Source organism: Rhizobium sp. 16-488-2b (assembly GCF_017741815.1).
Taxonomy (GTDB): domain Bacteria; phylum Pseudomonadota; class Alphaproteobacteria; order Rhizobiales; family Rhizobiaceae; genus Rhizobium.
Window position 1 is genome coordinate 63,858 of the sequence record NZ_JAGHMF010000036.1, and the last position, 23,376, is coordinate 87,233.

At 62.3% G+C, this 23,376-nt stretch carries 19 protein-coding genes; 2 read left to right on the forward strand and 17 right to left on the reverse strand.

Translation table 11 applies throughout. The features are described from left to right. Positions 1 to 72 precede the first annotated feature (72 nt). From cueR to J5286_RS26855, 4 genes are all read right to left on the reverse strand, one after another. Positions 73 to 468 (reverse strand): Cu(I)-responsive transcriptional regulator, encoded by a 396-nt coding sequence (gene cueR, locus J5286_RS26840; protein WP_018896509.1) that lies wholly within the window; start codon positions 466 to 468, stop codon positions 73 to 75. A gap of 9 nt (positions 469 to 477) precedes the next feature. After that, positions 478 to 2,973, reverse strand: coding sequence for a heavy metal translocating P-type ATPase (locus tag J5286_RS26845; RefSeq protein ID WP_209193059.1), 2,496 nt, complete (start codon positions 2,971 to 2,973; stop codon positions 478 to 480). Positions 2,974 to 3,078: 105 nt separating this feature from the next. Further along, positions 3,079 to 5,169, reverse strand: coding sequence for a penicillin-binding protein 1C (gene pbpC / locus J5286_RS26850; RefSeq protein ID WP_209215393.1), 2,091 nt, complete (start codon positions 5,167 to 5,169; stop codon positions 3,079 to 3,081). Then, positions 5,166 to 10,640 (reverse strand): alpha-2-macroglobulin family protein, encoded by a 5,475-nt coding sequence (locus tag J5286_RS26855; protein ID WP_209193061.1) that lies wholly within the window; start codon positions 10,638 to 10,640, stop codon positions 5,166 to 5,168. Before J5286_RS26855 ends, pbpC begins: the two co-directional genes overlap by 4 nt. 293 nt (positions 10,641 to 10,933) lie before the next feature. On the opposite strand from J5286_RS26855, the gene J5286_RS26860 reads away from it, so the two are divergent. Continuing rightward, positions 10,934 to 11,341 (forward strand): response regulator, encoded by a 408-nt coding sequence (locus tag J5286_RS26860; RefSeq protein WP_209193062.1) that lies wholly within the window; start codon positions 10,934 to 10,936, stop codon positions 11,339 to 11,341. Positions 11,342 to 11,414: 73 nt separating this feature from the next. On the opposite strand, the gene J5286_RS26865 is transcribed toward J5286_RS26860, so the two are convergent. The 4 genes from J5286_RS26865 to J5286_RS26880 form a co-directional block, all read right to left on the reverse strand. Beyond that, the gene (locus J5286_RS26865) at positions 11,415 to 12,017 is read right to left on the reverse strand and encodes a HupE/UreJ family protein (protein ID WP_209193063.1); all 603 of its coding nucleotides are present in this window, start codon (positions 12,015 to 12,017) and stop codon (positions 11,415 to 11,417) included. A 123-nt stretch (positions 12,018 to 12,140) separates the two neighbouring features. Continuing rightward, positions 12,141 to 13,019 (reverse strand): copper homeostasis membrane protein CopD, encoded by an 879-nt coding sequence (copD, locus tag J5286_RS26870; RefSeq protein WP_209193064.1) that lies wholly within the window; start codon positions 13,017 to 13,019, stop codon positions 12,141 to 12,143. Beyond that, the gene (gene copC, locus J5286_RS26875; protein ID WP_209193065.1) at positions 13,016 to 13,384 is read right to left on the reverse strand and encodes a copper homeostasis periplasmic binding protein CopC; all 369 of its coding nucleotides are present in this window, start codon (positions 13,382 to 13,384) and stop codon (positions 13,016 to 13,018) included. Before copC ends, copD begins: the two co-directional genes overlap by 4 nt. A 56-nt stretch (positions 13,385 to 13,440) precedes the next feature. Continuing rightward, positions 13,441 to 13,944, reverse strand: a complete 504-nt coding sequence (locus J5286_RS26880) for a copper chaperone PCu(A)C (protein ID WP_209193066.1) — start codon at positions 13,942 to 13,944, stop codon at positions 13,441 to 13,443. Positions 13,945 to 14,263: 319 nt separating this feature from the next. On the opposite strand from J5286_RS26880, the gene J5286_RS26885 reads away from it, so the two are divergent. Then, positions 14,264 to 14,671 carry a hypothetical protein gene (locus J5286_RS26885; protein WP_209193067.1) on the forward strand — a complete coding sequence of 136 codons (408 nt, stop codon included), beginning with the start codon at positions 14,264 to 14,266 and terminating at the stop codon, positions 14,669 to 14,671. On the opposite strand, the gene J5286_RS26890 is transcribed toward J5286_RS26885, so the two are convergent. The 9 genes from J5286_RS26890 to J5286_RS26930 form a co-directional block, all read right to left on the reverse strand. Next, positions 14,652 to 15,152, reverse strand: a complete 501-nt coding sequence (locus tag J5286_RS26890; RefSeq protein WP_209193068.1) for a hypothetical protein — start codon at positions 15,150 to 15,152, stop codon at positions 14,652 to 14,654. The two genes, J5286_RS26885 and J5286_RS26890, sit on opposite strands and share 20 nt — an antisense overlap. Positions 15,153 to 15,226: 74 nt before the next feature. Further along, complete coding sequence (locus J5286_RS26895) at positions 15,227 to 15,994, reverse strand: 2-keto-4-pentenoate hydratase (RefSeq protein WP_209193069.1); 768 nt, start codon at positions 15,992 to 15,994, stop codon at positions 15,227 to 15,229. Between the two features lie 85 nt (positions 15,995 to 16,079). Beyond that, the gene (locus tag J5286_RS26900) at positions 16,080 to 17,462 is read right to left on the reverse strand and encodes an FGGY-family carbohydrate kinase (protein WP_209193070.1); all 1,383 of its coding nucleotides are present in this window, start codon (positions 17,460 to 17,462) and stop codon (positions 16,080 to 16,082) included. Continuing rightward, positions 17,459 to 17,779 (reverse strand): L-rhamnose mutarotase, encoded by a 321-nt coding sequence (gene rhaM, locus J5286_RS26905; RefSeq protein WP_209193071.1) that lies wholly within the window; start codon positions 17,777 to 17,779, stop codon positions 17,459 to 17,461. The genes J5286_RS26900 and rhaM overlap by 4 nt, the downstream gene beginning before the upstream one ends. After that, entirely contained in the window at positions 17,776 to 18,789 is a 1,014-nt protein-coding gene (locus J5286_RS26910; protein ID WP_209193072.1) for an ABC transporter permease, read from the reverse strand. Before J5286_RS26910 ends, rhaM begins: the two co-directional genes overlap by 4 nt. Further along, positions 18,786 to 19,787: an ABC transporter permease gene (locus tag J5286_RS26915; RefSeq protein WP_209193073.1), complete on the reverse strand. Its 1,002-nt coding sequence runs from the start codon at positions 19,785 to 19,787 to the stop codon at positions 18,786 to 18,788. The genes J5286_RS26910 and J5286_RS26915 overlap by 4 nt, the downstream gene beginning before the upstream one ends. A gap of 10 nt (positions 19,788 to 19,797) precedes the next feature. Next, on the reverse strand, positions 19,798 to 21,333 hold the full coding sequence (locus J5286_RS26920; protein WP_209193074.1) for a sugar ABC transporter ATP-binding protein: 1,536 nt from the start codon (positions 21,331 to 21,333) through the stop codon (positions 19,798 to 19,800). Positions 21,334 to 21,404: 71 nt separating this feature from the next. Beyond that, entirely contained in the window at positions 21,405 to 22,400 is a 996-nt protein-coding gene (gene rhaS / locus J5286_RS26925; RefSeq protein ID WP_018896530.1) for a rhamnose ABC transporter substrate-binding protein, read from the reverse strand. 50 nt (positions 22,401 to 22,450) lie between these two features. Further along, a complete protein-coding gene (locus tag J5286_RS26930) occupies positions 22,451 to 23,260 on the reverse strand; it encodes a DeoR/GlpR family DNA-binding transcription regulator (RefSeq protein WP_018896531.1) in 810 nt (269 codons plus the stop codon). Positions 23,261 to 23,376: the final 116 nt, after the last annotated feature.

The window sequence follows — 23,376 nt, forward strand, 5'->3', positions numbered from 1 at the left end:
CGCCCGCAGAATATCACATGGAAATCATGATGTTAAGCATTGCTAGGAGATGCCGCGCATGCGCGCAAATCGTCAGGCATGCTGTTCGTCAGACAGTTCCTCAAGGATGGGACAGTCCGGCCGGTCATTGCCGTGACAGGCGTGGACCAGATGCTCAAGCGTGTGCCGGAGTTCGCTGAGCTCGCGGATCTTGCGGTCGATCTCGGTGAGCTTGGCCTGGGTCAACTCCTTCACATCGGCACTGGCCCGGCTCTTGTCCTCATAGAGGGCCAATAGCTGCCGGCACTCCTCCACAGAGAAACCGAGCCCACGCGACTTCTGCAGAAAACGCAGCTTGTGAACGTCGGCGACCGCGTAATCGCGGTAGCCGTTGTCGTTTCGATCGGGGCGGATGAGGCCGATATCCTCGTAGTACCGGATGGTCTTCGATGGCAGGCCGGACCGTGCCGATGCTTCACCGATATTCATGGCAACCTCCTAAAGCTTTGCGGCGCGCAGCCGCAGCGCATTGCCGATGACCGAGACAGACGACAGGCTCATCGCCGCCGCAGCAATCATCGGCGACAGCAACAGACCGAAGATGGGATAGAGCAGGCCGGCGGCCAGCGGAACGCCGAGCGCATTGTAGCCGAAGGCGAAGCCGAGGTTCTGGCGGATATTGCGCATCGTCGCCTCGGCCAGGCGCCGTGCTCTGACAATGCCGTTGAGATCGCCCTTGACCAGGGTGATGCCGGCACTCTCCATCGCGACATCGGCACCCGTGCCCATGGCGATACCCACATCGGCCGCGGCCAGCGCCGGTGCATCGTTGACGCCGTCGCCGGCCATGGCGACCACCGCCCCCTTGGCATGCAGCTCATCGATCAGCGCCTTCTTGCCCTCAGGCAGAATATCGGCGCGCACATCGTCGATCCCCAGGCTCCGGGCGACTGAGCGCGCCGTGCGCTCATTGTCGCCCGTCGCCATGATGATCTTCATACCGCTCGCATGCAGCGCCTTGATCGCGGCGGCCGTCGTCGGCTTGATGCGGTCGGCGACCGCCACCAGCCCGGCAAGGTGCTGGTCGATGACGACGAACATCACCGTCTTGCCTTCGTCCCGCAGCGACTGCAGCTGCGCATCGTGGGCGGCGACGTCGATGTCGAGATCAGCCATCATCGCAGCGTTGCCGAGCGCCACGGCCGTCTCGCCGATGTTCCCGCGCACGCCTTTACCCGTTGCAGCCTCAAAGCCAGTGATATCGGCCAAGGCGATCCCGCGCTCTTCCGCTCCCGACACGATAGCGGCGGCGAGCGGATGCTCCGATCCGCGCTCCAGGCTAGCGGCAAGTTGCAAGAGTTGGTCATCCGCCACGTCACCGAGCGCCACGACATCAGTCAGGCGCGGCTTGCCTTCGGTGAGCGTGCCGGTCTTGTCGACAATCAGCGTGTCGACCTTCGAAAACCGCTCCAGCGCCTCCGCATCCTTGATCAGCACGCCCTCATGGGCGCCGCGACCTGTGGCGATCATGATCGACATCGGCGTGGCAAGACCCAACGCGCAGGGGCAGGCGATGATGAGGACGGAAACGGCGGCCAAGAGCGCGTGAACCATGCGCGGCTCGGGACCGACGAGAGCCCAGATCGTGAAAGCAGCGATCGCGGCGGCGACAACGGCCGGGACGAAGAAGGCCGAGACGCGATCGACGGCGCCCTGGATCGGCGCGCGCGACCGCTGCGCCGTGGCGACCATGTCGACGATGCGCGACAGCGTCGTCTCCGCGCCGACCTTCTCGGCCGTCATCACCAGCATGCCGTTCTTGTTAATCGTGCTACCCGTCAACGCATCACCCACAGCCTTCTCGACGGGCATCGGCTCGCCAGTCAGCATGGATTCGTCGATCGTCGACTGCCCCTCGCTGACTGTGCCATCGACAGGAACCCGCTCGCCCGGCCGAACGCGCAGGCGATCACCAACCACGATATCGTCAACGGGCACATCGGCCTCGCTGCCATCGCGACCGATACGCCGCGCGGTCTTCGGCGCGAGATCGAGCAGTGCGCGAATGGCCGAACCGGTGCGTTCTCGCGCCTTCAGCTCAAGCACCTGCCCGACGAAAACGAGCGCCACGATAACGGCTGCCGCCTCAAAATAAACAGGCACGGCGCCGCCATGCCCACGGAACGTATGCGGGAAGATGCCCGGTGCCAGCGTGGCGACCAGGCTATAGATATAAGCCGTTCCGACACCGAGGCCGATCAGCGTCCACATATTCGGGCTGCGGTTGACGAGCGACGCCCAGGCGCGGCGGAAAAACGGGAGTGCTGCCCAGAGCACCACGGGTGTCGCAAGAACGAGTTCGGCCCAGGTCGCAAGCGGCTCGCCCAGCCAATCAAGCACAGGCAGGCCGATCATCGGCCCCATGGTGATCACGAGCAGCGGAACCGAGAGAATGCCGCTGATCCAGAGACGGCGCGTGAAATCAACCAACTCCGGATTCGGGCCTTCATCCATGGGCGGAATGCCCATCGGCTCCAGCGCCATGCCGCATTTGGGGCAATCGGCCGGATGATCGCTCATCACCTCGGGATGCATCGGGCAGGTATATTGCGTCCCCTTCGGAGCAGGCTTCTGCTGCGGCTTGCTGCCGTCGCGATAATTCGCGGGCGCTGCTTCGAACTTCGTCTTGCAGCCGGCCGAGCAGAAATAGTGCTTCTCGCCCTCATGCCGCAGGAAGTGCTTCGTGGTCGCCCGGTCGACGCTCATGCCGCAGACCGGGTCCTTTGCCGTCAGATAATCCTGCGGCGCGGCCTCGAATTTGGTGCGGCAGCCCTCGCAGCAGAAGAAATAGCGCCGCCCCTCATGCTCAAGCGACGGCTTGCCGGCGGCGAGATCAACCGTCATGCCGCAGACGGGGTCACGGACCACGTTGTCATCCGCCGGATGATGGTGGTGGTCGCTGCTGCCGTGGTGATGTGCGTGGGTGCTGTCCATTTGTATCTCCTTTGCCTGAAAAGGCAGTGGAGATGCTTATCAACCTTCCAGCAACTGGAAGGTCAAGCGCAAAATGCGCGTTTCTTGACGGCGGTCAAAACCGCGTCAATCTATGAAGACGCCGACACTTGCTGCGCGGCCCATCGCATCGATCACCGTAAGCTTCGAATAGCCGCCGCCATCGGGCGTCCACTGGTTGGTGCGCCGCCGCGACAGGTCAGGCAGAGGTTTGCCGTTGGCGAGCCACCGGAAGGGCGCGCGCCCACCCTGCAGCTTGAGCATCAGCGGCGAGAGCTCGCCGCCCTTTGCCAGACCCTGGGCACCCAAATCGACATGTGCACCCTCCGGCGGATAGACGATCTGCGGCGCCGGCTCGCGGCCTGAGGTGGCCAGCAATCCGCTGGGATTGATGGCGAAGCGGCGCTGGCTGATCGGCAGCTGCGCCTGCGCGATGCGCACGGCGCCCGACGGCGGGCGCGGCAGTGGCGTCGTCGCGATACCCGACTTGGCGAAACCCTCGAACAGGATCGGCGCGGCCGTGCCGTAGCCGGTCAGGCCGGGAGAGGCACCGTTATCAGGACGACCGACCCAGACACCCAGGACATAGCGACCATCATAGCCCACCGACCAGGCGTCGCGGTATCCGTAGCTCGTGCCGGTCTTGTAGGCGATGCCGCGCTGCGGCGCGCCGGCGGGCGGGATGACGCCCGAGAGAATATCGGCGACATTCCAAACCGCGACCGGCTCCAGCAGCGCCTCGCCTTCGATCTCTCCGGGCTTTCCGGATATGCCGTCCCCGATCCTGACCGCCTGCCCTCGATTGGCGAGCGCAGTATAGAGCTGCACCAGATCCTTGAGCGTGAGGCCGACGCCGCCGAGCCCGATCGCAAGTCCCGGCGTTTCGTTGGCCGGCAGCAGCGGGCGCACCTCGGCGCGGCGAAAGCGGATGAGAAGCTTGGCCGGGTTGACGGCATCGAGCAGCTTGACGGCGGGAACGTTGAGCGAGAGCTGCAGCGCATCGCGCACCGTCACGTCACCCTGATAGCTCATATCGAAATTGCGCGGTCGGTAGCCGAAGAAATCCGCCGGCCGATCCTCGATAATCGTCTCCTGGCTGACCAGTCCCTCCTCGAAGGCAAGACCATAGATGAATGGCTTCAGCGTGGAGCCCGGCGAGCGCGGGACGCGCGTCATGTCGATCCAGCCGGATCGGCTGGCGTCGAAATAATCGGCCGAGCCGACTTCGCCGATGATATCGCCGGTCTGCGCATCCGCCATCACCATCGCCAGCGACAGTTTCGGGCCCAGCTTCAGCGCGGCCGCCTTGGCGACGGTCTCCAGCCCCTCCTGCACCCGCTTCTTCAGAGTGGTCCGGTACGGCGACGCGTCCGGCGCCTTGCGTAGCGCGGCTTCGCCGACATGAGCCGCGAGAGCGGGAAGCTGCATGCGTTTTGCCGGCACAAGCATCGCCTCGGCGCGCTCCGCCTCCCCTTCCCCAATCGCGTCTACGACCGCGACGCGCTCCAGGACACGCTTGCGCGCCGCTTCGGCGGCCTTGAGATTGCGGTCGGGACGGCGCTTTTCGGGAAGCTGCGGCAATGCCACGAGCAACGCTGCCTGCGCCACCGTCAGCCGCTTCGGCTCCTTGCCGAAATAGGCAAGGCTTGCAGCCCGAACGCCCTCCAGATTACCGCCATAGGGCGCATGGGTTAGATAGAGATCGAGGATCTCATCCTTGGACAGGCGTCGCTCGATCTGGAGCGCGCGTGCGACCTGCAGCAGCTTGGCCGAAAGCGATCGTCCCTGGCGCGGCTCGATCAGCCGGGCAACCTGCATCGACAGGGTGGAAGCGCCGGAAACGATGCGGCCGTTGGTGATGAGCTGGAAAGCGGCGCGGCCGATCGCACGCGGATCAATGCCGCCATGCTCATAGAAACGCCGATCCCCGTAGGCGACCAGCATGCGCAGAAATTGCGGATCGACATCGCCAACAGTCGTCTTCAGACGCCAGCGCCCCTCCGGTGTCGCGAAGGCGCGCAAAAGCTCTCCGTCGGCATCGAGCACCTCGGCGGATACGCGTGCCTTGTCGAGCGGCGGCGGAAATGCCTTGTCCGCCGCGTCGAGCGCGATCAGCCCGGCGGCGGCTATTGCCATCGCCGCCACAACGCCGATCGCGATTTTCCGCCTCAGTCTCATGGCTGTGCTGCCACGACCTCCATCTTGCCGGTTGCCGTCCGCGCCGAAAGCTGCGGCCGGTACATGTCCTCGACGTTCGCGGCCGGGTGATCGTAGACGCCGGGTGTCACGGCGCGCACGACGTAGGCGACGTTGATCTCGCGGTTGTCATCGGCGCTGCGATTGAAGGCTGCGACGAAGCGATCGTTGCGGAACTCGGTATGCGCGGCCGTCACATCGCCGATCCAGTCGAAGTTGGTCAGCTGTGCGCTGTCGACCAGACTTGGATTGTCGATCTGGAAGCCGGCCGGCAGGAGATCGGTGATGACGATACGCGACGGCCACTTGTTGCTCTCGGTGACGTGCAACACGACGACATAGCGCTCGTTCTGCTTCGCCTCCGAGACATTCGCTTCCTCGCCATCCAGCGTGTAGTAGCTGCGCTCGATCGCGAAGCCATCGCCACCTGCCGGCAGCGGCGTCACCGGTGCGGCAACGGTCGTGACAACAGCCGAAACGGCATCGCTGGTCTGGTTGGTCAGCGTCAGTGCGTGCTCGGCCAGCGCCTCGCCGTTCATCCGCGCCATGTAGGCGCCGTTGTGCAGCGCGCCGTTGACGTCGATCTTCAGCGAATCGTCGCCCCCTTGGATGGCGCGGGCGGCAAGCAGCATCCAAGCCTGTTCCTGGGTGCTGGTGTATTTGCTGCGCTCCCACTCCTTGGCCACTGCCTTCGCCAGTTCCGGCACGATCGGCGGCACCGGCCGGCTTTCGGCGGCGAGCGCGAGGATGGCGGCGCCGTCTCGGAGCACCGAGCCGTAATCGGTGCGCGACAGGTTCACCTTCGTGACCATCGACTGAGCCGACATCTGCAGCGCATCGACGAAGATATTCTTTGACCGCGTCGCATCGCCGTAAAGCGCCAGCGCGGCCGCGATATGGGCCTTGGCGAGCGGCGTCGGGAAGTCGTTGATCATCGTGTCCGCATAGTAGCGCAGATCGCTGATCCCGGCCTTCTTGTTGCGCGCGAGCACATAGAGCGCATAGGCGATCTGGTCGCCCTGATCCTTGACGTTGACGTCGTAGCTTAAGGCGTTCTGCAGGTTCTCCAGCGCCTGTGCGAGCGCGCGATCCGGCACGTCGTATTTCTGCTCGCGAGCCCGCGTCAGGAAATCCGTGACGTAGGAATCGAGCCAGAGATCGCCGCTATCCGGACCCCAAAGGCCGAAGCTGCCGGCGGATGCCTGGAAGGACAGGACACGGTAGATGGCGTCCTGCACGCGCTTCTTGATATCGGCATCGCCATCAAGCCCGGCCTGCTCGGCAAGCTCGCTGAGATAGAGCAGCGGCAGAGCCCGGCTGGTCGTCTGCTCAGCGCAGCCGAAAGGATAGCGATCGAGCGACATCAGCAAGGCTGGAATGTCGAAGGCGGCTGAGCGCGTTACATTGACGCTGACCGACGCGCCCGGAAGGACGCTATCCGCCAGAAGCGCCTTGTCGATCGTCAGCTTCGCGCCCGGCTTGAGCGCCAGCACGCGACGCTCCGTGACCGGCAATACCGCCGGCCGAACGGGGACATCGAGGCTCTGGTCGAGCGACAGTCCCGCCGCATCCGAGAGGTTGATCGAAACGACACCATTGCCCGGCTGCAAGCCGGTAACCGCCAGCGTCACCGCTTGCTTCGCGCCGGCATCCAGGCGGATCGTCTGCGTGGCCTTGTCGATCCCGACAGAGTCATTGCCTGTGACTGCCAGCTTGTAGTCGCCGGCGGGCGCATCGGTATTGGCGATATCAAGGCGCAGTTCGGACTTGTCCCCCGGCGCCAGGAAGCGCGGCAGGCTGGCCGTGACGACGACAGGATCGCGAATGATCACGTCCTGCGTGGCATGGCCGACACCGGACTTGGACCATGCGACCGCCATCAGGCGCGCCGTGCCGTTGAACTGTGGAATATCGAAGCTGACATGTGCCTTGCCCTCGGCGTCCAGCTTCAGCGGACCGGAGAAGAAGGCGACGAGCTTCTGCGTCGGCGGGCTTGCCTGCAGCGCGATCGCGCCGCCATCGCCGCCAGTGCGCAGCTTGCCGGTGGCGCCGAGCGAGCCGTCGATCAAGCGGCCATAGAGGTCGCGGATCTCGAGACCAAGCTGGCGCTGGCCGAAATACCATTCTTCCGGGTTCGGCGGCTCATAGCGCGTCAGGTTGAGAATACCGACATCGACTGCGGCAACGGTGACATAGGCATCCTCGTTCGCGCCTGCACCCGCAACCGCGAGCGTGATCGGCAGAGGGCCGCGCGGCAGCATCTTTTCAGGTGCCTCGATCTTGACCTGCAAGGCCCGATCCTCAGGATCGACCTTCAGCCATTTCACGCCGATTGCGCGCATCGGCATGTGGCTATCCTGAGCATCGCCAGGACGGAAGAGCGTCGCGGTCACATAGGCGCCCGCGCCCCAATCGGCAGTAACGGGGATATCCACCTCGCCGCCCGTCTCGCCGATCGCCGCATTCTGCACGGCAACCAGCGTCTCGGTGCCGGCGGCGATCATCAGCTCGCCGGCATAGCGCGAGGAAACCTTCAGCTTCGCGGTCTCGCCGACCTTGTAGCTATCCTTGTCGAGCGCGATCTCCAGCCCATCGGGCGTTTCCGTGGATGTAGCCTGCACGAACCAGCCGGCGTCGAACTCCACGCTGGAGGTCGGGCCATCCGCGTCGGTGCTCTCGACCTCGAGGCGATAACGGCCCCACTGCACAGGCGAGGCGATCTTGGCGCCATCGATACCGGCATCGACATTGCCGTTGCCCACCTGCTCGGCGGTATAGACCGGCTCATACTTCCATGCCGTGCCATCGCGATACCATTGATAATCGCGGTTGAGCTTGAAGAGCTTCCAGCGAAGCCCCTTCATCTCTTCTTTCGCACCATCGGCACTGACGCCGATGACCGTGAAGTTGGCGATCGAGTTCTCGCCGAGATCGCCCGAGAATTCCGGCTTGATGCCGATCATCGGCCCCTGGTTCTTCACCGGCAACACCAGCGAACGCTCGATCGCGCGTCCGCCCGCTTCCTGCATTCGGATATAGACAGTCGCATTCAGAAGCTGCGTCGTTGCCGGCAGCTCGCCGACCGTCAGATCGGTGACGCCTTCGCCCTTTTCGTCGAGATCCGGCAGGCCCTCGATCGACTGGCGGGAATCCTCACTCGCTTCCTCATCGGCAAGGCCGAAGAAATAGCCCGGAAACGCATCCGCCTGGCGTGTCGGCTTGATCACGACATCGCCTTCCAGCGTCAGCCCGGCGGCCGGTGCTCCATAGAGATACTTGCCCGAGATATTGATCGTCGCCGGCGTGTCCGGGCCGATCACCTTCGCCTCGGTCTTCAGCTCCATGTCGGTACGATCCGGCACGAAATCGTCGACCAGGAAGCTCTTGCTGGCGATCGGCGAACCCTTCGGGTCGGTATGGATGTTCATCGTCCAGGTGCCGCGCATGGCGTTGTCCTGCACGGCGAAATCGACGTTGTAGCCACCAAGATTGCTGGTCTGGCTGACGATGCGGCGATCTTCGACGCCGTCGGGGCGCATGAAGATAAAGGTCAGCGGCAGATTTTCAATCGCCTTGCCATCCGTATCGCGCGCCAGCGCCGAGGCATGCACCGTTTCGCCTACGCGGTAGATGCCGCGCTCGGTGAATGTCAGCACGTCGATGGCACCGGGCGATGCGCGGCCGGTGACACCACGGTCGGAGAGGTCGAAACCAGCCCGCGTCATGTCGAGGAAGACGTAGTCCGACGTTCCGTTCTTCGCCGTGATCACGGCGGGCGTCAGTGCCGACGTCCCGCGGATCAGGCCGGCGGTGAATGTCGCGCGGCCGTTGTCGTCGGTCGTGGCGGTGCCGAGCACCTCGTTGTTCTTGGCGAGAAGCTGCAGCGCGACGCCGGCCATCGGCTTTGCTGATGCAAGCGAACGGGCGAACACATTGAGGCCGTCTGTTCCGGCATAGGTCGTCACGCCGATATCGGAGACCACGAACCACTGCGTGGCCTGCGAATTCCATTCCTGGTCCGGCCCGGTCGGCGATGTCGCGGTCAGCACATAGACGCCCGGCTTGCGCTCCGGCAGCGCCTCATCGACGGGGAAGCTGGTGACGACATCCTTGTTCAGGTCATTGGCGATGTCGATCGCGCCCTGCCAGACAAGCTCGCCGCTCTCGTCCTCGATCCGCTGCGCGCTATAGCCATCGAGCTGGGTGAGGAACTGCGAGCTGGTCAGCAACGGCGCGATGCCGCGATCGCCGATGCGGTAGAGCTTGAGGTTGGCCGAGGCCATATTGACCGAGACGATCGGGATGCCGCGACGGGCTGTCGATGGCAGCACGAAGCTGTCGCCGGTGAAGCGGACGCTCGCGGTGCGATCCTTGACGTAGATATCGATGCTGACAGGCGCCTCCAGGACTTCGTCGACCGACGAGGGAAGACCGGTGCGGAAGGAGATCTTGTAGTTCTCGCCATGCGTCAGGCCCTCGACGCAGATCTGCCTATCCTTGGTTTCAAGTGCCTTCGGCGAGGTGCCGTTCAAGGTTACGAAGGGGGTGTAGTCGGTCGTCTTGACCAACGATTCCGAGAAGGTGACGCAGGCGCGCGGCGTGGCGCTGTCGGCATCGACGGTGTGATCGGTGATGCGGAAACCTTGCGTCGACTTCAGTTGCAGGTAGGCGGCCTGGACTTCTTTCGAGTTCACCAGTGCCAGGCTTGCCTTATAGGCGTTCAGCGCGGCCCGGTAGTTCGCGTTCTTCTCCAGCGCCACAGCCAGAACCGCAAGCGCATCGGCGCGGCTGGTCGTCGTCCGCGTCAGGTCGTAACCATTGATGGCGGCGAGGACGGCCTGGGCGTAGATATCGCTGCCATTGTTGTCGTCGGTCTTGACGAAGCTGTCGCCAGCGCGCGCCGTCTCCAGCCAGAGATCGGCATTGTCAGGCGTGAGCGCCAGCGCTCCCCGGAAGGATTTCAGGGCATCGACGACATTGTTGGCCGTGAGATCGATCCGCGCATTGGCGATGAGGCTGTCGGCGGATTGGCCCTGCTGGTCATCGGCGAGCTCGAGATTGGCCTTGTCGTCGCGCGCCTGTTGCAGCACATCGCTCGAGAGGAAACCAATGCGAGGTGCCGCCCCGAGATCCGGCTCCTGGCTGCCCGCTGTCTCGACGATCTTGCCGGCAATGGCGCCCGGGAAAGCATTCATCGTCTTGAAGTCGGATTTCAGGAAGCACCAGCTGGCCTTGGGGTTATAGGTGAAGGCCTTGCACGATTTGTCGCCGATGCACGATGCCTTGCACTGGTCGAGCGTGACATTCTGCTCGCTGCGCAGATCAAAACCGAAATAGTCGGCATCGCGCACGGTCTGCACCTGGCGCTTGCTGTCCGCGGAAAAGGCGGGTGAACCAATCAGAGCGGTCGAAAGAACAACGGTTACGGCTGTCAAGAACGCGCGTGCGAACATAGGTTTCCCCCCAATATGCTGGCGCCTCATTTGGCGGCAACTCTCCCCACTCGCATCCCCGTTGTCAACTCGGATGGAGCGTCACCCCGCAGTAAATCTCAATCATGTAACAGCACCATCAAGACCGGCTGCGGATCTCTGAAAGAGCATGCGTCACGAGAAGCCGAAATTAGCGTTTTGTTAATACTAACAATATCTTAACTGAAAATAAAGCTGTCCCGCGCCGGAACATATCTGTTGCCAAGCCGTTTTCCGTCCGAGTTCTGGTGAAAATGAGTAACAGGGGGCCAAGTATGGGCACCGGCGTTGAGTACAGTTCACAGACTGAAAATATCACCAAGCAGCGCGTCCTGATCGTCGAGGACGAGCTCTTCATCGCGCTTGATCTCGAGGAAACGATAAAAGAGATGGGCTTCGATGTCGCCGGCCTGGCGAATGGTCGCGATCAGGCGCTGCAGCTTGCGCGTGACGCCGATATCGCCTTCGTCGACGTCAACCTCTCGGATGGGCCGACCGGCCCAGAAATCGGCCGTCGCCTGGTGGAGGAATTCGGCGTGACCGTGGTGTTCATGACCGGCAATCCCGAGGCTGTGGCGGATAAGCTGAACGGCGCGCTTGGTGTCGTCACCAAGCCGGCCATGCCCTCGACCGTGCAACGCACGCTGAGGAAAGCAGCGGAACTTCGCCGCGGCTTGAATTAGAAAGGCCGAGTTGTCTCCGCGAAACTTATGATGAGGAGCCGACACGGGCCCCTCATCCCAGAGAAAATAGCGATCAGATAAGACCGGTCAGCAGACCGATACCGGCCAGCGCCGCGAAACCGCCGGCGGAACGCGCGACGAGAGCGCCTTTGGCATCACCGGCCCGTGCAATCGCAAAGCCCATAGCAAGACCGATGGCGTGCAGCGTGGCTGTCGCGATCATGAAGCCGGCGGCGTAAGACATGCCTGCGGCGGCAGCCGGCATTTCGGAACCATGCGCATGACCGTGGAAAACGGCGAACAGACCAACCAGCCCGGCGGCAACGGCAACCGGCGCACGAACGTTAAGCGCGATGACGGCGCCGAGAACGATCACCGAAAGCGCGATCCCGGCCTCAACGAAGGGGATCGAGATACCCATCATGCCGAGCGCTCCGCCCAGGCCCATGACGGCGACGAAGGTGGCAGGCACCACCCAGACCGCACGGCCGCCAAGCTGCCAGGCAACGACACCGACCATGATCATGGCCAGGATATGGTCGAGCCCGGACATGGGGTGGCTAAAGCCATGCGCGAAGCCGATCGCTTGACCAGCGCCCGGATGGGCGAATGCGAGCGATGGCGCGAGCACGAGGGCGGCAAGCGCGGCGTTGAATTTGATGCTTTTTGAAAACATGATCGTCCCCATTATTGGTATGCAGTGTTGCGCCGAAAATGACATGGAGAATCAAGGCTTCAAAGCGAAAAAACGGGCAGCACCGTTATTTGACGTAGATGGATTGCCCCGCGGTTTTCGCGCCTAGCGTGGCTGCAGCGTACCGAACCAGGCGACGAGGGCCACGACCACGAGCCCCAGCACGACCTCGGTGACGACGCAAATCTTCAGCGGAAGAAGAGAGTGATCTCGAGCGAACTTCGGCACGAAGACATAACGATTGACGATCGCAATCAAGACCATTGCCGCCACCACCGCGATCTTGGCGCTCAGCAGACGCTGATAGCTGAACGACCAATCCGACGGCACGCCCCCTAGAATAAGCAGCGTGTTCGCGGCGCCTGAGAGAAGCACGAGCGTAACGGCGACATGCCCCGCTGTCGAAAACCGCATGACCGCCAAGCGCGCATCGGCCTGCAGCGCGCCGCGTCCCAGCATCGGCAGGATCAAGAGGACCGGCACGAGCGCACCCAGCCATGCACCGCCGGACAGAAGATGCGCACCGTCATTAATACGGTGCATCACCCTAAGCCAGCCGCCGTTCATCGCCGCGTGGCCGCTCAGCGTCAGGCCGAGCAGCAAAAGTGCCGCGCAGGCGGCCCGTCCCATTTGCCGATACCGTGACGGAAGAACCATTGTCGCGCCAAGCAACACGACGCCGACGGCCTGGACCATCCAGGCCGTCCCGACATCCGTCTGCGTGAGCACGGCGCCGAGCATCTCCGGCGCGAACAGATCGGACCACCCGTCACCGATGATCGCCGTGCGGAGCGGGAGCATGGCAACGGTGGAGGCGAACGCGACTGCGATTGCAGCCGCGCTCAACCACCGCAGCCGGTCTCCTACAATGCGTGCAAGTTCGGGCGACACGAGCGCGCAGAGATAGGCGGAGCTACCCCAGATCAGGATGACCGCGGCGTCGAAGAGAAAGCGGCAGACGATAAGGGCCGCATCAGGCGTCACGGCTTGACCGTGAAGCCATAGCTGCCCTTCGTCTTGTGCCCATCCGTCGACAGCACGTGCCACTCAACGACATACCCGCCGGCATCAAGACTTCCAGAAACAGGGACAGTCAGGGTCTTTCCGTCGTCCGACAGCTTTGAATCGCCGGTTGGAACCTGCTTGTCGCCGGCACCGGCAATCGTCGCGCCCGAGAAGCGGAGGTTAAGCTGCTCGGAGAAATGCAGTTCCACCGCTGTGGGGGACACCTGTACCGTGGCCTTATCGGCGGGAACACTTGACGTGAGGTGCGCATGGGCGCTCGCCTGCCCTGCGGCAACAAGAGTGGCAACGAAGGACGCGATAAGGAATTTGCTCGTTCTAGACATAGGATTGCTCACTGTAATGATTTTCTGATTGTCGATGACAGTCTAATACCTGCCGACTATTGCGGCTTGGACATACCGCTCATCCCGGAATGACCATCCATCTTCATGGCGCTGGCGCCGCCTACCGCGAATTCGACAGCGACCTGCCCGGCCTTTTCGAAGGTCAGTGTCGCCCTGACCGTTTCGCCTTGCTTGAAGGGCTCGGTGACGTCCTTGAACATGACGTGGTAGCCGCCCGGCGTGAGCTCGACTGTCTGCCCCGCAGGAATAACAAGGCCGCCGGCGACGAGGCGCATGGTCATGACGCCGTTGTCGACGTTCATCTGGTGGATTTCCGACGATTTGGCACGCGTCGAGGTGATGCCGACGAGCTTGTCGTCGGCATTCCCCTTGTTGGTGATGCTGAGATAGCCGCCACCGACTTTCGCACCGGGCACCATGGCGCGGGCTTGCGGATTGGAGATCTCTATATCGCCTGCGGTGACAGTCTGTGCGCCGGCGGGCGCGATGAAAAGGCCTGCAAGAAGGAGGATAGCCAGAAGGACTGTAAGCTTCTTCATGATGGTAGTTCCTGCCAGAGCGACCGCTGTTTGCCTACGCTCGCGTGACGAACATGTCATGCGGGACCGGCAGCGGACGGATGTATGGGACAGTGGGATAGCTATGCGGGACCGGAACGGCAGCCCGCGTGGCAGCTCATACTTGAGCAGCTTTCAAGGGAGGGCCTCTCGGACCGCCGCCGGGCGATAAAGGCCGGTTTGCGTTAGCCTCGGCACTACGACGCGGGCTAAGATAAGTGGGGATGGAAGCGCTTCGCCATGTGGCGAAAACAGGAATAGGCAAAAGGGCCGACGCGCTGATCCTACAGGCTTCGCAGCCATGCGTGTGGATCTTGCTGTCGTGGTGTGTCGCTTGCGCCCTATCGACCGTGCAGATGACCTGCGCGGTTCCATCCGGCAGCACATATTCGGAAAGCTCATCGGGGATGAATGCGTCATCGGCAAAGGCCGGCACCTGATGCGCGAAGCCGACAAGGATCAGCGCAATCGCGCAGCTGATACGCACCAGCCATCGAACTATGTCTGCCTCCGCCGCTTTCACCTGAGTCCTCGCCGCTCACCTGCATCGTCTTTACGCAAAATGCCGGCAAATCTCAATGCGACAGTTTGGGTAATCTCAGTTCACGGAACCTGGCGTACCGAGCCTGACCAGAAAAATACGGCGGCTGATCGCACCGGTCAGACACCGCGCGGCAAGGGCAAATCAATTAGTTGCGTTGCAGGTTGATCTCGCTTGTCACGACCTGCTTGCCGGACGCAGGATCCTTGTCGACCGTTCTGATCCGTAGAGCGTTCGCGCCGGAGCGTCGGATCGTCATGGTCGCGGCCCGGTCGCCATTGACGATCCTCGACCAAGTGACGGCAAGCTCGATGGCATCGCCTCGCCTGGTGCCGTTGAGTGAAGAAACCCTACCCGAGGGACCAATATAGCGGCCGGTGTAGCTGCCGCCGGTCGCCGTCAGCTGCGCGGATACTGCACGCGAGACGACTAGCATGCCGGTGCACTTGCCATCCATCGATAGCGCTTCGCCGTTGGCTTTCGATTCAAAGCTGCAGTTGAGATTGATCGGAGACGAGGCCGTTGTGCGCTTCATCATGCCGCCGCCGGTCCAATTTCCGGCAAGCGACTTGAGGAATGGCGCCTCGTTCGCCGACGCCCCTCCTGCAGCGCAGACAATGAGCGCGCACAGCGCGAGACGCTTCCCCATCACATCCTCCCGAAGTTCGATCAGGGAGAATGCGTGAGGTGCGTCAATGTTCCGCGTTTTTCTCCGCCGCCTGATCAGACGATCGAAAGGCTGAGGCGCGTTTCGCGACCGAGAACGATATCGATCGCGCCGCGCGAGGTGAGCTCGATCGCGCCGCACAGCGTGCCCGTGGTGATCAGAGCGCCCTTCTTCAGCGAGGTGTGCGGGCGCAGCTTGTCATTGGCGTAGGCCAACAGCCATACAAGCACATCGTCCTTCGGATGGCGCGCCAGGGCGTCATAGATCACCTGCTCGCCATGCGTCACCTTGAGCGCTGTGTTGCCGATGGTGTCCACGATGCTTTTTGGAAGTGCCGGACCAAGAACATAGCCCTTGTTGCCGATGCGTTCGGCCAGGTAGAGAAGGAAGGACACCTGCCCGCTTTCCACAATGCTGCTGGCCAGGAGCTCTGCACCAAGATGGCATTCGGCGATCGCCTCGACGATCTCGTCGCGTGTATAGTCACCGTTCTGACGGACCGGGAGATCCTGGCCCAGGCGGACTGCCACTTCCGCCTCGAACTTCATGCCCGGACGCCAGGAAATCGACGCGCCGGAAACGGCCTCGAAATACGGATGCAAGGGCGCCAGGACAGGCTCACCCGACGGCGACATGGCCACCTTCCATGCGTGTGTGGAGATGCGCTCTTCGGCGGCCAGAAAATTCTGCGCGTCCATCGCTTCGCGCAAAGTCGCGGGCAGTACGAAGTCCGCCGTCGGCGCCTTTTCGCCTGCCTTTTCAAGGCCACTCAAACGCGCGGCCAGCGCCCGCGGATCGAAACCCTCGCCGGATGAAACTGTCATGTCGTGTTTTCCTCACCTGGTATGAAATGCGCTTCAACTCTACCGGCATTCATAGATGGCGCAAAGAGGCGATCCGGAAAGAGTCTTATGCTAGCGCGGCGTACCAGCGCCGCCGATACTCAGGCAAGTGAAAGATCTCGCGCGGCGGAAAATGCTTCTCTTTGCCTTTCATCGGAGCAATTCCGGTCAGAAGTGCAGCGCCGGCACTCGTGCCCGTCGAGCCGGGAACGGCGATCACATCCCGGCCGGTGAGTGCCGCGACCACATCGAGATAGGTCTCGTTCAGCGAAAACGGCCCCTCGACGACAACGGGCCCACCTGCGCCGATCAAGCCCAGGCACGCTTCGGTCATCAGCGCCAGATAGAGACAAACTGCCGCGTAACGTTCACCAGCGTTCGCTGCCTCCGCGTTGATCCAGCGTCGCTCCTTGCCCGGAAAAGGCCCCGACCCGGGCGCCACGTTGGGCAACAGCATCATCCCTGTTTCGATGACACCGGGCATGGCCGCGACCGTGTCCTCGACCGCCACGGGACCGATCTCGGCCGACAGGATTTCGAATTCGCGCCCGCCCATGAACCGCGATGACGGGACAGCCCGCCCGTAGGCATCGACATTGGCAAGCGTATCGCGTTTCGGATCGAGATGGTCGAGATCGCCACCCACGCCGAAGTTGACCACCCATGTGCCCGTCGAGACGACAGCGAACGGCGCTTGCCGGCTGACCAGATGCGGCAGCAGCGACGCATTGGAATCGTGAATGCCGCAGTAGACCGGGACGGGTTTGGAAAGCCCGATCTGCTCGGCGATTTCGGGCAGCACCGGACCGAGCGCATCGAAAGCCGACCGGATCGGCGCCATCAAAGGTCTTATACCCAGCGTGTCGACGAGGCTGGAATAGCTCGATGCGCGCGGGTTCCACAGATCGGTATGGCAACCGAGCGACGTCACCTCGTTGGCTGCGACATCAGTCAGGCGCGCCGCCCAGTATTGGGCGTAGGTGACGATGGTGGCGACACCGGCGAACGCCTGTGGGAAGGCCGTCTGCTGATAGTGCAGCTGCGCTCCGATGTTCAGGCCCATCGACTGGCGCGGCGAATAGGTTTCCTCGAATGACGGGCGCAGCGCGGTATAGGCGTCGATAATCTCGAGCGGATATTCGTGTTCATAATCGAGCACCGGCATGGAGAGCGCCCCATCCGCAGCGAGCAGAGCGGCGGCTGCGCCATGCGTGGTAATCGAGATCGCATCGAAACCGGGCGACACGGCAAATCGCTTCAACGCGTCGAGCGCGAAAGCCCACAGCGCCTCCACATCATAATGCGGGTAGAGACCCGACTTGATCACCACGTTCGGGGTCTTGACGACCGCGACCTCGGCGCGTGTGGCGCTGTCGAGCACGACCACCTTCGCATTCGTCTTGCCGATATCGAAAACCGCGACGCGGGCGTAGCTCTGGGTTGATGTCATGGCATATGAAAGACGGTGACGAGGTCTGTCTGGACAGGCGAATTATCCGGATTGGTGGCCATGATATCGCGCATATGCGCCCACCAACGCTTCATCACCGGATGTTCCGGCAGGCTCGACAGTGTGTTGTCGCTTGTTCGTGTCAACACGCCGAACAGCGTGTTGGTCTCGCGGTCGAGATGGATCGAGTAATCGCTGGCGCCGGACTGGTGCAGCAGCTCGACCAGTTCCGGCCAGATTTCGTCGTGGCGCTTGATGTACTCGGCTTCCATGCCGGGATTGAGCATCATCTTGAAGGCGTGTTTTTCCAGCGTCATTTCGAACTCATGGCTTTGATGCGGAGAGCGATGATCGGGATCGCGATGGTGATGATCAGCAGCAGCCCGATGAAGATCGACATGACAATGCCGGGAACGTTGAGCAGACCGAGGCCGAAGGTGACGAGGCCCATGACGAAGGCGGCGATGACCACACCGCCGATTTTGCCGGAACCGCCAAGGATCGACACCCCGCCGAGAACCACCATGGTGACGACCTCAAGCTCCCAGCCTTGCGCGATCGACGGGCGCGTGGAGCCGAGCCGCGAGGTCAGGCAGACCGAGGCGATGCCACTCATCACGCCCGTCAGCATGAAGAGAATGAACTTCACCCGCTCGACCGGGATACCGGAGAAGCGCGCGGCGAAATCGTTGTTGCCGATCGTGTAAACTTGGCGGCCGAAATTGGTGGCGTGCAGCAGGATGGCGAACAGGATCGCCAACACGATGAAGAGCACGAATTCGAAGGAAAAGACCCAGACGACATATCCTTGGCCGAAGAAGGCGAAATCCTCGGGATAGTTGCCGTAGGCCTGGTCACCCAGCACGATGTAGGAGATGCCACGAAACAGGCTCATCGTGCCGATGGTGACGACGATAGAGGGAAGCTTCATCACGGAGACGAGAAAGCCGTTGAACATGCCGCAAAGCAGACCGACGCCGACGCCGATGGCGACGAGACCGGGCGCACCGACACCGGCCTGCGCTGCGGCGCCCATGGCGGTCGAGGCCAGCGCGATGATGGCGGCAACCGACAGATCGATCTCACCGGATATGACGAGCAGCGCCATGGCAAACGCGATCATCGCCTTTTCGGTGAAGTTGAACGTCGCGTCCGAGAGGTTCCAGGCGTCGAGGAAGTAGGGCGACGCCAGCGAATTGAAGATGAAGATTACCACGGCAACGCCGAAGAGCAGCACTTCCCAGCTGGCCATGATCCGCTTGAATGGCGTTCCCAAGCGATCCGGTATGACGCGCTTTTCGGTGGGCGTGGAAACGACGGTGCTCATGCTGCCACCTCTGCTGGAGTTTCCGCGGCGGCCTTGTCGCGCAGGATGATGCGGCCGCGATTGCGCTCGCGCCTTGCGTTGAAGACCACGGCGAGAATGATGACGGTGCCGGAGATCGCCATCTGCGTGAAGGGCGAGATACCGATGACGGGAAGCGCGTTCTTGATGACGCCAAGGAAGAGCGCGCCGAGCACGGTGCCAAGCACCGATCCGACGCCGCCGGCGATCGAGATGCCGCCGATGACGCAGGCCGCCACGCTGTCGAGCTCGAAGCCATTGGCGATGTCGACATAGGCGACCGCATAGCGCGAAACCCAGAGATAGCTCGCAAGGCCGGCAAGCGCGCCCGACAGAACGAAGGCAAGGAATTTCGTCCAGCCGACATCGATACCCGCATAGACCGCCGCTGTCGGATTGCCGCCGGCGGCATAGGTGGAGCGGCCGAACTGGGTGTATTTCAGCACGACATAGATCAGCGCGACGATGATGATCGCGGCCCAGCTCAGCACCGGCATACCGAGAACGACGGTGCGGGGAACGTTGAGGAAGGTCGGCGTCATCTGGTGCGCGTTGACCCACTCGCCGCCCGAGAGCACGAAGGCCATGCCGCGATAGATGGTGAGCGCGCCCAATGTCACGACGATCGGCGGGATCTCGAGCGCCCAGACGAGGAAGCCATTGATGGCGCCGAGGCAGGCGCCGATCAGGATCGCGGCGAGGATCAGGACGATCAGCGGCAGATCAGGATGCGCGGCGTTCAGCATCGCGATCGCCATGCCGGTGAAGGCGAGGTTGGCAGCAACCGACAGGTCGATCGACTTCGTCAGGATGACGGTCATCTGCGCCAGCGCCAGAATGATCAGGATCGACGTGTCGTTGAAGATGCCTGCGAGGTTTCCAGGTGTGGCAAAGCCGTCGGCGCGGGTCGAAAAGGCGGCGATCATCACCGCGATGATGATAAAGAGCAGCGTTTCGCGTTTTCTCAAGAGTCTGGACATGCTGGTTACCTCAAGCGTTACCGGTGGCAGCGCGCACCAGCGTTTCCGGCGTCAAGTCCTTGCGATCGAAAAGGCCGGCCGACAGGCCCTCCTTCATGACAAGCACCCGATCGGACATTCCGATGATCTCCGGCAGTTCCGACGAGATCATGATGATGGAGAGGCCCTCGGCGGCGAGCTCGCTGATGAAGCCGTGCACGGCCGCCTTCGAGCCGATATCGATACCCTTGGTCGGCTCATCGAGAATGATGACCTTGGGCATGGTCGCCAGCCACTTGCCGATCACCACCTTCTGCTGGTTGCCGCCCGACAGCGTTCCGACTGGAACCGAAAGTGCCGCGGCACGCAGATCGAGCCGCTCGGCATATTTGCGCGCCAGCGCGAACTCATTGGCCGCCTTCAGGAAGCCCTTGCGTGAGGTGCGCCCGAGCGAGGGCAGTGTCATGTTCTGGTAGATCGGCATGGGAAGCGCCAGGCCGTGACGGCCGCGCTCTTCCGGCACATAGACGATGCCGGCACGGATGGCATCGAGCGGCGAGTTGATGCTGATCTCCCGGCCATCGAGCGTGAGCTTGCCCGACAGCGGCTTGGTGATGCCGAACAGGGACTGACAGAGCTCGGAGCGGCCGGCGCCGATGAGGCCATAGACGCCGAGAATTTCGCCCTTGCGCAGCGTCAGCGAGATATCGCGGAACTCTGTCTGGTGACAGTATTTCTCGACCTGCAGCACCGGTCCGCCGATCGCGACGTCGATCTTCGGGAATGCGTTCTCGACATCGCGGCCGACCATCATGCGGACGATCTCGTCCTGTGGTGTGGCCTTGAGATTGCCGTGACCGACGGCGCGGCCGTCGCGGAATACCGCGAAATTGTCAGCAATCTCGTAGAGTTCGTCGAACTTGTGGCTGATGAAGAGGATCGCCTTGCCCTGTGCCTTCAGGCCTTCGACGATGCGGAAGAGATCGTCGATCTCCTTGCGCGACAGGGCGGCGGTCGGCTCGTCCATGATGACGATGCGGGCCTCGATCGACAGTGCGCGCGAGATCGCCACGAGATGGCGTTGCGCGATCGAGAGGTCCTTCAGGCGGATTGTCGGATCGATATTGCTTTCAAGCGAGGTCAGCAACGCCTTGGCGCGGCTGTTCATCAGCTTCCAGTCGATGGTGCGGAAGCGCGTGCGCGGCGCATGGCCGAGGAAGATGTTTTCGGCAACCGTCAGCTCGTCGAAGAGCACGGTTTCCTGGTGGATCGCGGTGACGCCGGCATCGATCGCGGCCTGCGCATTGGCAAACGTCGTCGGCTTGCCATCGACGAGGATCTCGCCTTCGTTCGGGCGGTAAATGCCGGTGAGAATCTTGACGAGCGTCGATTTGCCGGCGCCGTTTTCGCCGATCAGCGCGGTGACCTTGCCGGGATAGAGCGCGATGCTGACGTTATCGAGCGCCTTCACGCCAGGGAAGATCTGCGAGATGCCGCGCATCTCGAGAATTGCGGGTACGTCGTTTGTCGCGACGCTTGCAACAGGGTGTTGAAGGGCGTTGTTCATCAGCGCTTACCAGTGTTCATTGGGAAGGGCCCGGCGGCAGCGCCGCCGGGTTTTGTCTGTCCGCGAAAGGCTTAGAAAACCTTCGAGAACTGATCGATGTTCGACGCATTGTAGATGAACGGGTCGGCCATTGCGGCTTCGCCCTTGTCGTCTACCTTGATCTTGCCCATGCGGCCGGCTTCGATTTCGGTGCCCGGTGCGCCAGTCGCGTCACCCTTTACGAGGTGATAGGCGATCTGCGTTGCGGAATAGCCGAGGTCGATCGGGTTCCAGATCGCGAATTCCTTCGTAGCGCCCGACTTGATCGCACCGGCCATTTCGGACGGCAGGCCGAGACCCGTAACGTAGACCTTACCGACGAGCCCCTTGTCTTCGACGACCTTGGAAGCGGCCAGAACGCCGACCGTCGTCGGAGCGACGATGACCTTGACGTTCGGGTTCGACTTCAGGAGGCCTTCGGCTTCACGGTAAGACTTGTCGGAGAGATCGTCACCGTAAACGGTAGTGACGAGGTTCATGCCGGCGAAGTCCTTGAGCTGCTTCTTCATCTCACCGATCCAGATATTCTGGTTCGTCGAGGTGGTCGTTGCAGACAGGATGGCGAAGTCACCCTTGCCGCCTTCGAGGTGATCCTTGACGAGCGTCAGGCACATCTTGCCGATCAGTTCGTTGGACGATGGGTTCAGCTGCAGGATACGGCCGTCCTTGTTGACGCCGGAATCCCAGGAGATGACCTTGATGCCGCGCTGCTTGGCCTTCTTGAGGGCCGGGATGACAGCGTCGGGATCGTTGGCGGAGATGGCGATGGCGTCGACGCCCTGCGCGATCAGCGAGTTGATGACTTCGATCTGGCCTTCGGCCGTCGTCGAGGTCGGGCCGGTGTAGATGACTTCCACGCCGCCGAGTTCCTTGGCTGCTTCCTGGGCGCCCTTGTTGGCGGCTTCAAAGAAGCCGTTGCCGAGCGACTTGACCACGAGGCCGATCTTGATGTCCTTGGCGCTTGCAGCACCTGCCATCAATGCGACGGCAAAGGCGACGCCCACCGCCAGTGTCTTTGCGAGTTTCATGCTTTCTTCCTCCCACGTTGATTGACTTGACTACATCCTGCCGGCGCCGTTCAGGCGACCGACGAGGAATCCTCCCTTGCCTGCGAGACCATGCTCGCAACGACGAGCTTGACGCCCGCATCCTCGATCATCCGCACCGCCTCGTCGGAGACCCCCTCGTCCGTGATCACGGTCGTGACGCGATCGAGCCCGCACAGAATGAGGCTGGAGCGGCGATGGAACTTGCTGGAATCGACCATGACGATCAGCTCGTCGGCCTGATGCATCAGCTTCTGCTCACTCTGGATGATCTGCGCATCCGCTTCCATGATGCCGAGCGGCCCCACGCCCTGCGCGCCGATGAAGAAGCGCCGCGCATAGAAATTGCGGATCGCGTCATTGTCGAAGGGCGAGAGGATCAGGCTCTGCTCGCGATAGATCACACCACCCGGAACCGTCACCGTGTTCTTCGAGTGCTTGACCAGATGCTCGGCGATCGCGAAGGAATTGGTCATCACCTGCATGCGATGCGCCGCCATGAAATGCACCATCTGGAAGGTGGTCGTTCCACCATTGATGATGATGGCGTCGCCAGGATCGCAGAGATCGACGGCCGCGCGCGCAATTGCGCGCTTCTTATCGGAATTGACTGATTCTGAAACCCTGAAAGGCCGACCGGCGAGATTGCCGAGCTGCGGCGGATGCACGGCTTCCGCCCCGCCACGCACGCGCCGGATCTTCCCCTGCACGTGAAGCGCCGCGATATCGCGCCGGATCGTCGCCTCGGAAGCCTCGGTCAGCTCGGAAATATCCTGAACCGTCACGACCGACTTTTCCTGTACGGCGCTCAATATGATGCGATGGCGTTCGCGTTCGTGCATGGGTTCCTCCTGCATCGTTTATTTCGCAGTTGTGACTATGTGTCAATCACAAACGATCATATTTTTCCATATTGCGTTGCAACATAATCGTTTTTGATCGTTTTCGATTGACAACG

Coding starts and splice junctions, on each gene's coding strand:
- cueR (WP_018896509.1), bottom strand. CDS start 468: ATGAATATCGGTGAAGCATCGGCACGGTCCGGCCTGCCATCGAAGACC.
- J5286_RS26845 (WP_209193059.1), bottom strand. CDS start 2,973: ATGGACAGCACCCACGCACATCACCACGGCAGCAGCGACCACCACCAT.
- pbpC (WP_209215393.1), bottom strand. CDS start 5,169: ATGAGACTGAGGCGGAAAATCGCGATCGGCGTTGTGGCGGCGATGGCA.
- J5286_RS26855 (WP_209193061.1), bottom strand. CDS start 10,640: ATGTTCGCACGCGCGTTCTTGACAGCCGTAACCGTTGTTCTTTCGACC.
- J5286_RS26860 (WP_209193062.1), top strand. CDS start 10,934: ATGGGCACCGGCGTTGAGTACAGTTCACAGACTGAAAATATCACCAAG.
- J5286_RS26865 (WP_209193063.1), bottom strand. CDS start 12,017: ATGTTTTCAAAAAGCATCAAATTCAACGCCGCGCTTGCCGCCCTCGTG.
- copC (WP_209193065.1), bottom strand. CDS start 13,384: ATGTCTAGAACGAGCAAATTCCTTATCGCGTCCTTCGTTGCCACTCTT.
- J5286_RS26880 (WP_209193066.1), bottom strand. CDS start 13,944: ATGAAGAAGCTTACAGTCCTTCTGGCTATCCTCCTTCTTGCAGGCCTT.
- J5286_RS26885 (WP_209193067.1), top strand. CDS start 14,264: ATGCGTGTGGATCTTGCTGTCGTGGTGTGTCGCTTGCGCCCTATCGAC.
- J5286_RS26890 (WP_209193068.1), bottom strand. CDS start 15,152: ATGGGGAAGCGTCTCGCGCTGTGCGCGCTCATTGTCTGCGCTGCAGGA.
- J5286_RS26895 (WP_209193069.1), bottom strand. CDS start 15,994: ATGACAGTTTCATCCGGCGAGGGTTTCGATCCGCGGGCGCTGGCCGCG.
- J5286_RS26900 (WP_209193070.1), bottom strand. CDS start 17,462: ATGACATCAACCCAGAGCTACGCCCGCGTCGCGGTTTTCGATATCGGC.
- rhaM (WP_209193071.1), bottom strand. CDS start 17,779: ATGACGCTGGAAAAACACGCCTTCAAGATGATGCTCAATCCCGGCATG.
- J5286_RS26910 (WP_209193072.1), bottom strand. CDS start 18,789: ATGAGCACCGTCGTTTCCACGCCCACCGAAAAGCGCGTCATACCGGAT.
- J5286_RS26915 (WP_209193073.1), bottom strand. CDS start 19,787: ATGTCCAGACTCTTGAGAAAACGCGAAACGCTGCTCTTTATCATCATC.
- J5286_RS26920 (WP_209193074.1), bottom strand. CDS start 21,333: ATGAACAACGCCCTTCAACACCCTGTTGCAAGCGTCGCGACAAACGAC.
- rhaS (WP_018896530.1), bottom strand. CDS start 22,400: ATGAAACTCGCAAAGACACTGGCGGTGGGCGTCGCCTTTGCCGTCGCA.
- J5286_RS26930 (WP_018896531.1), bottom strand. CDS start 23,260: ATGCACGAACGCGAACGCCATCGCATCATATTGAGCGCCGTACAGGAA.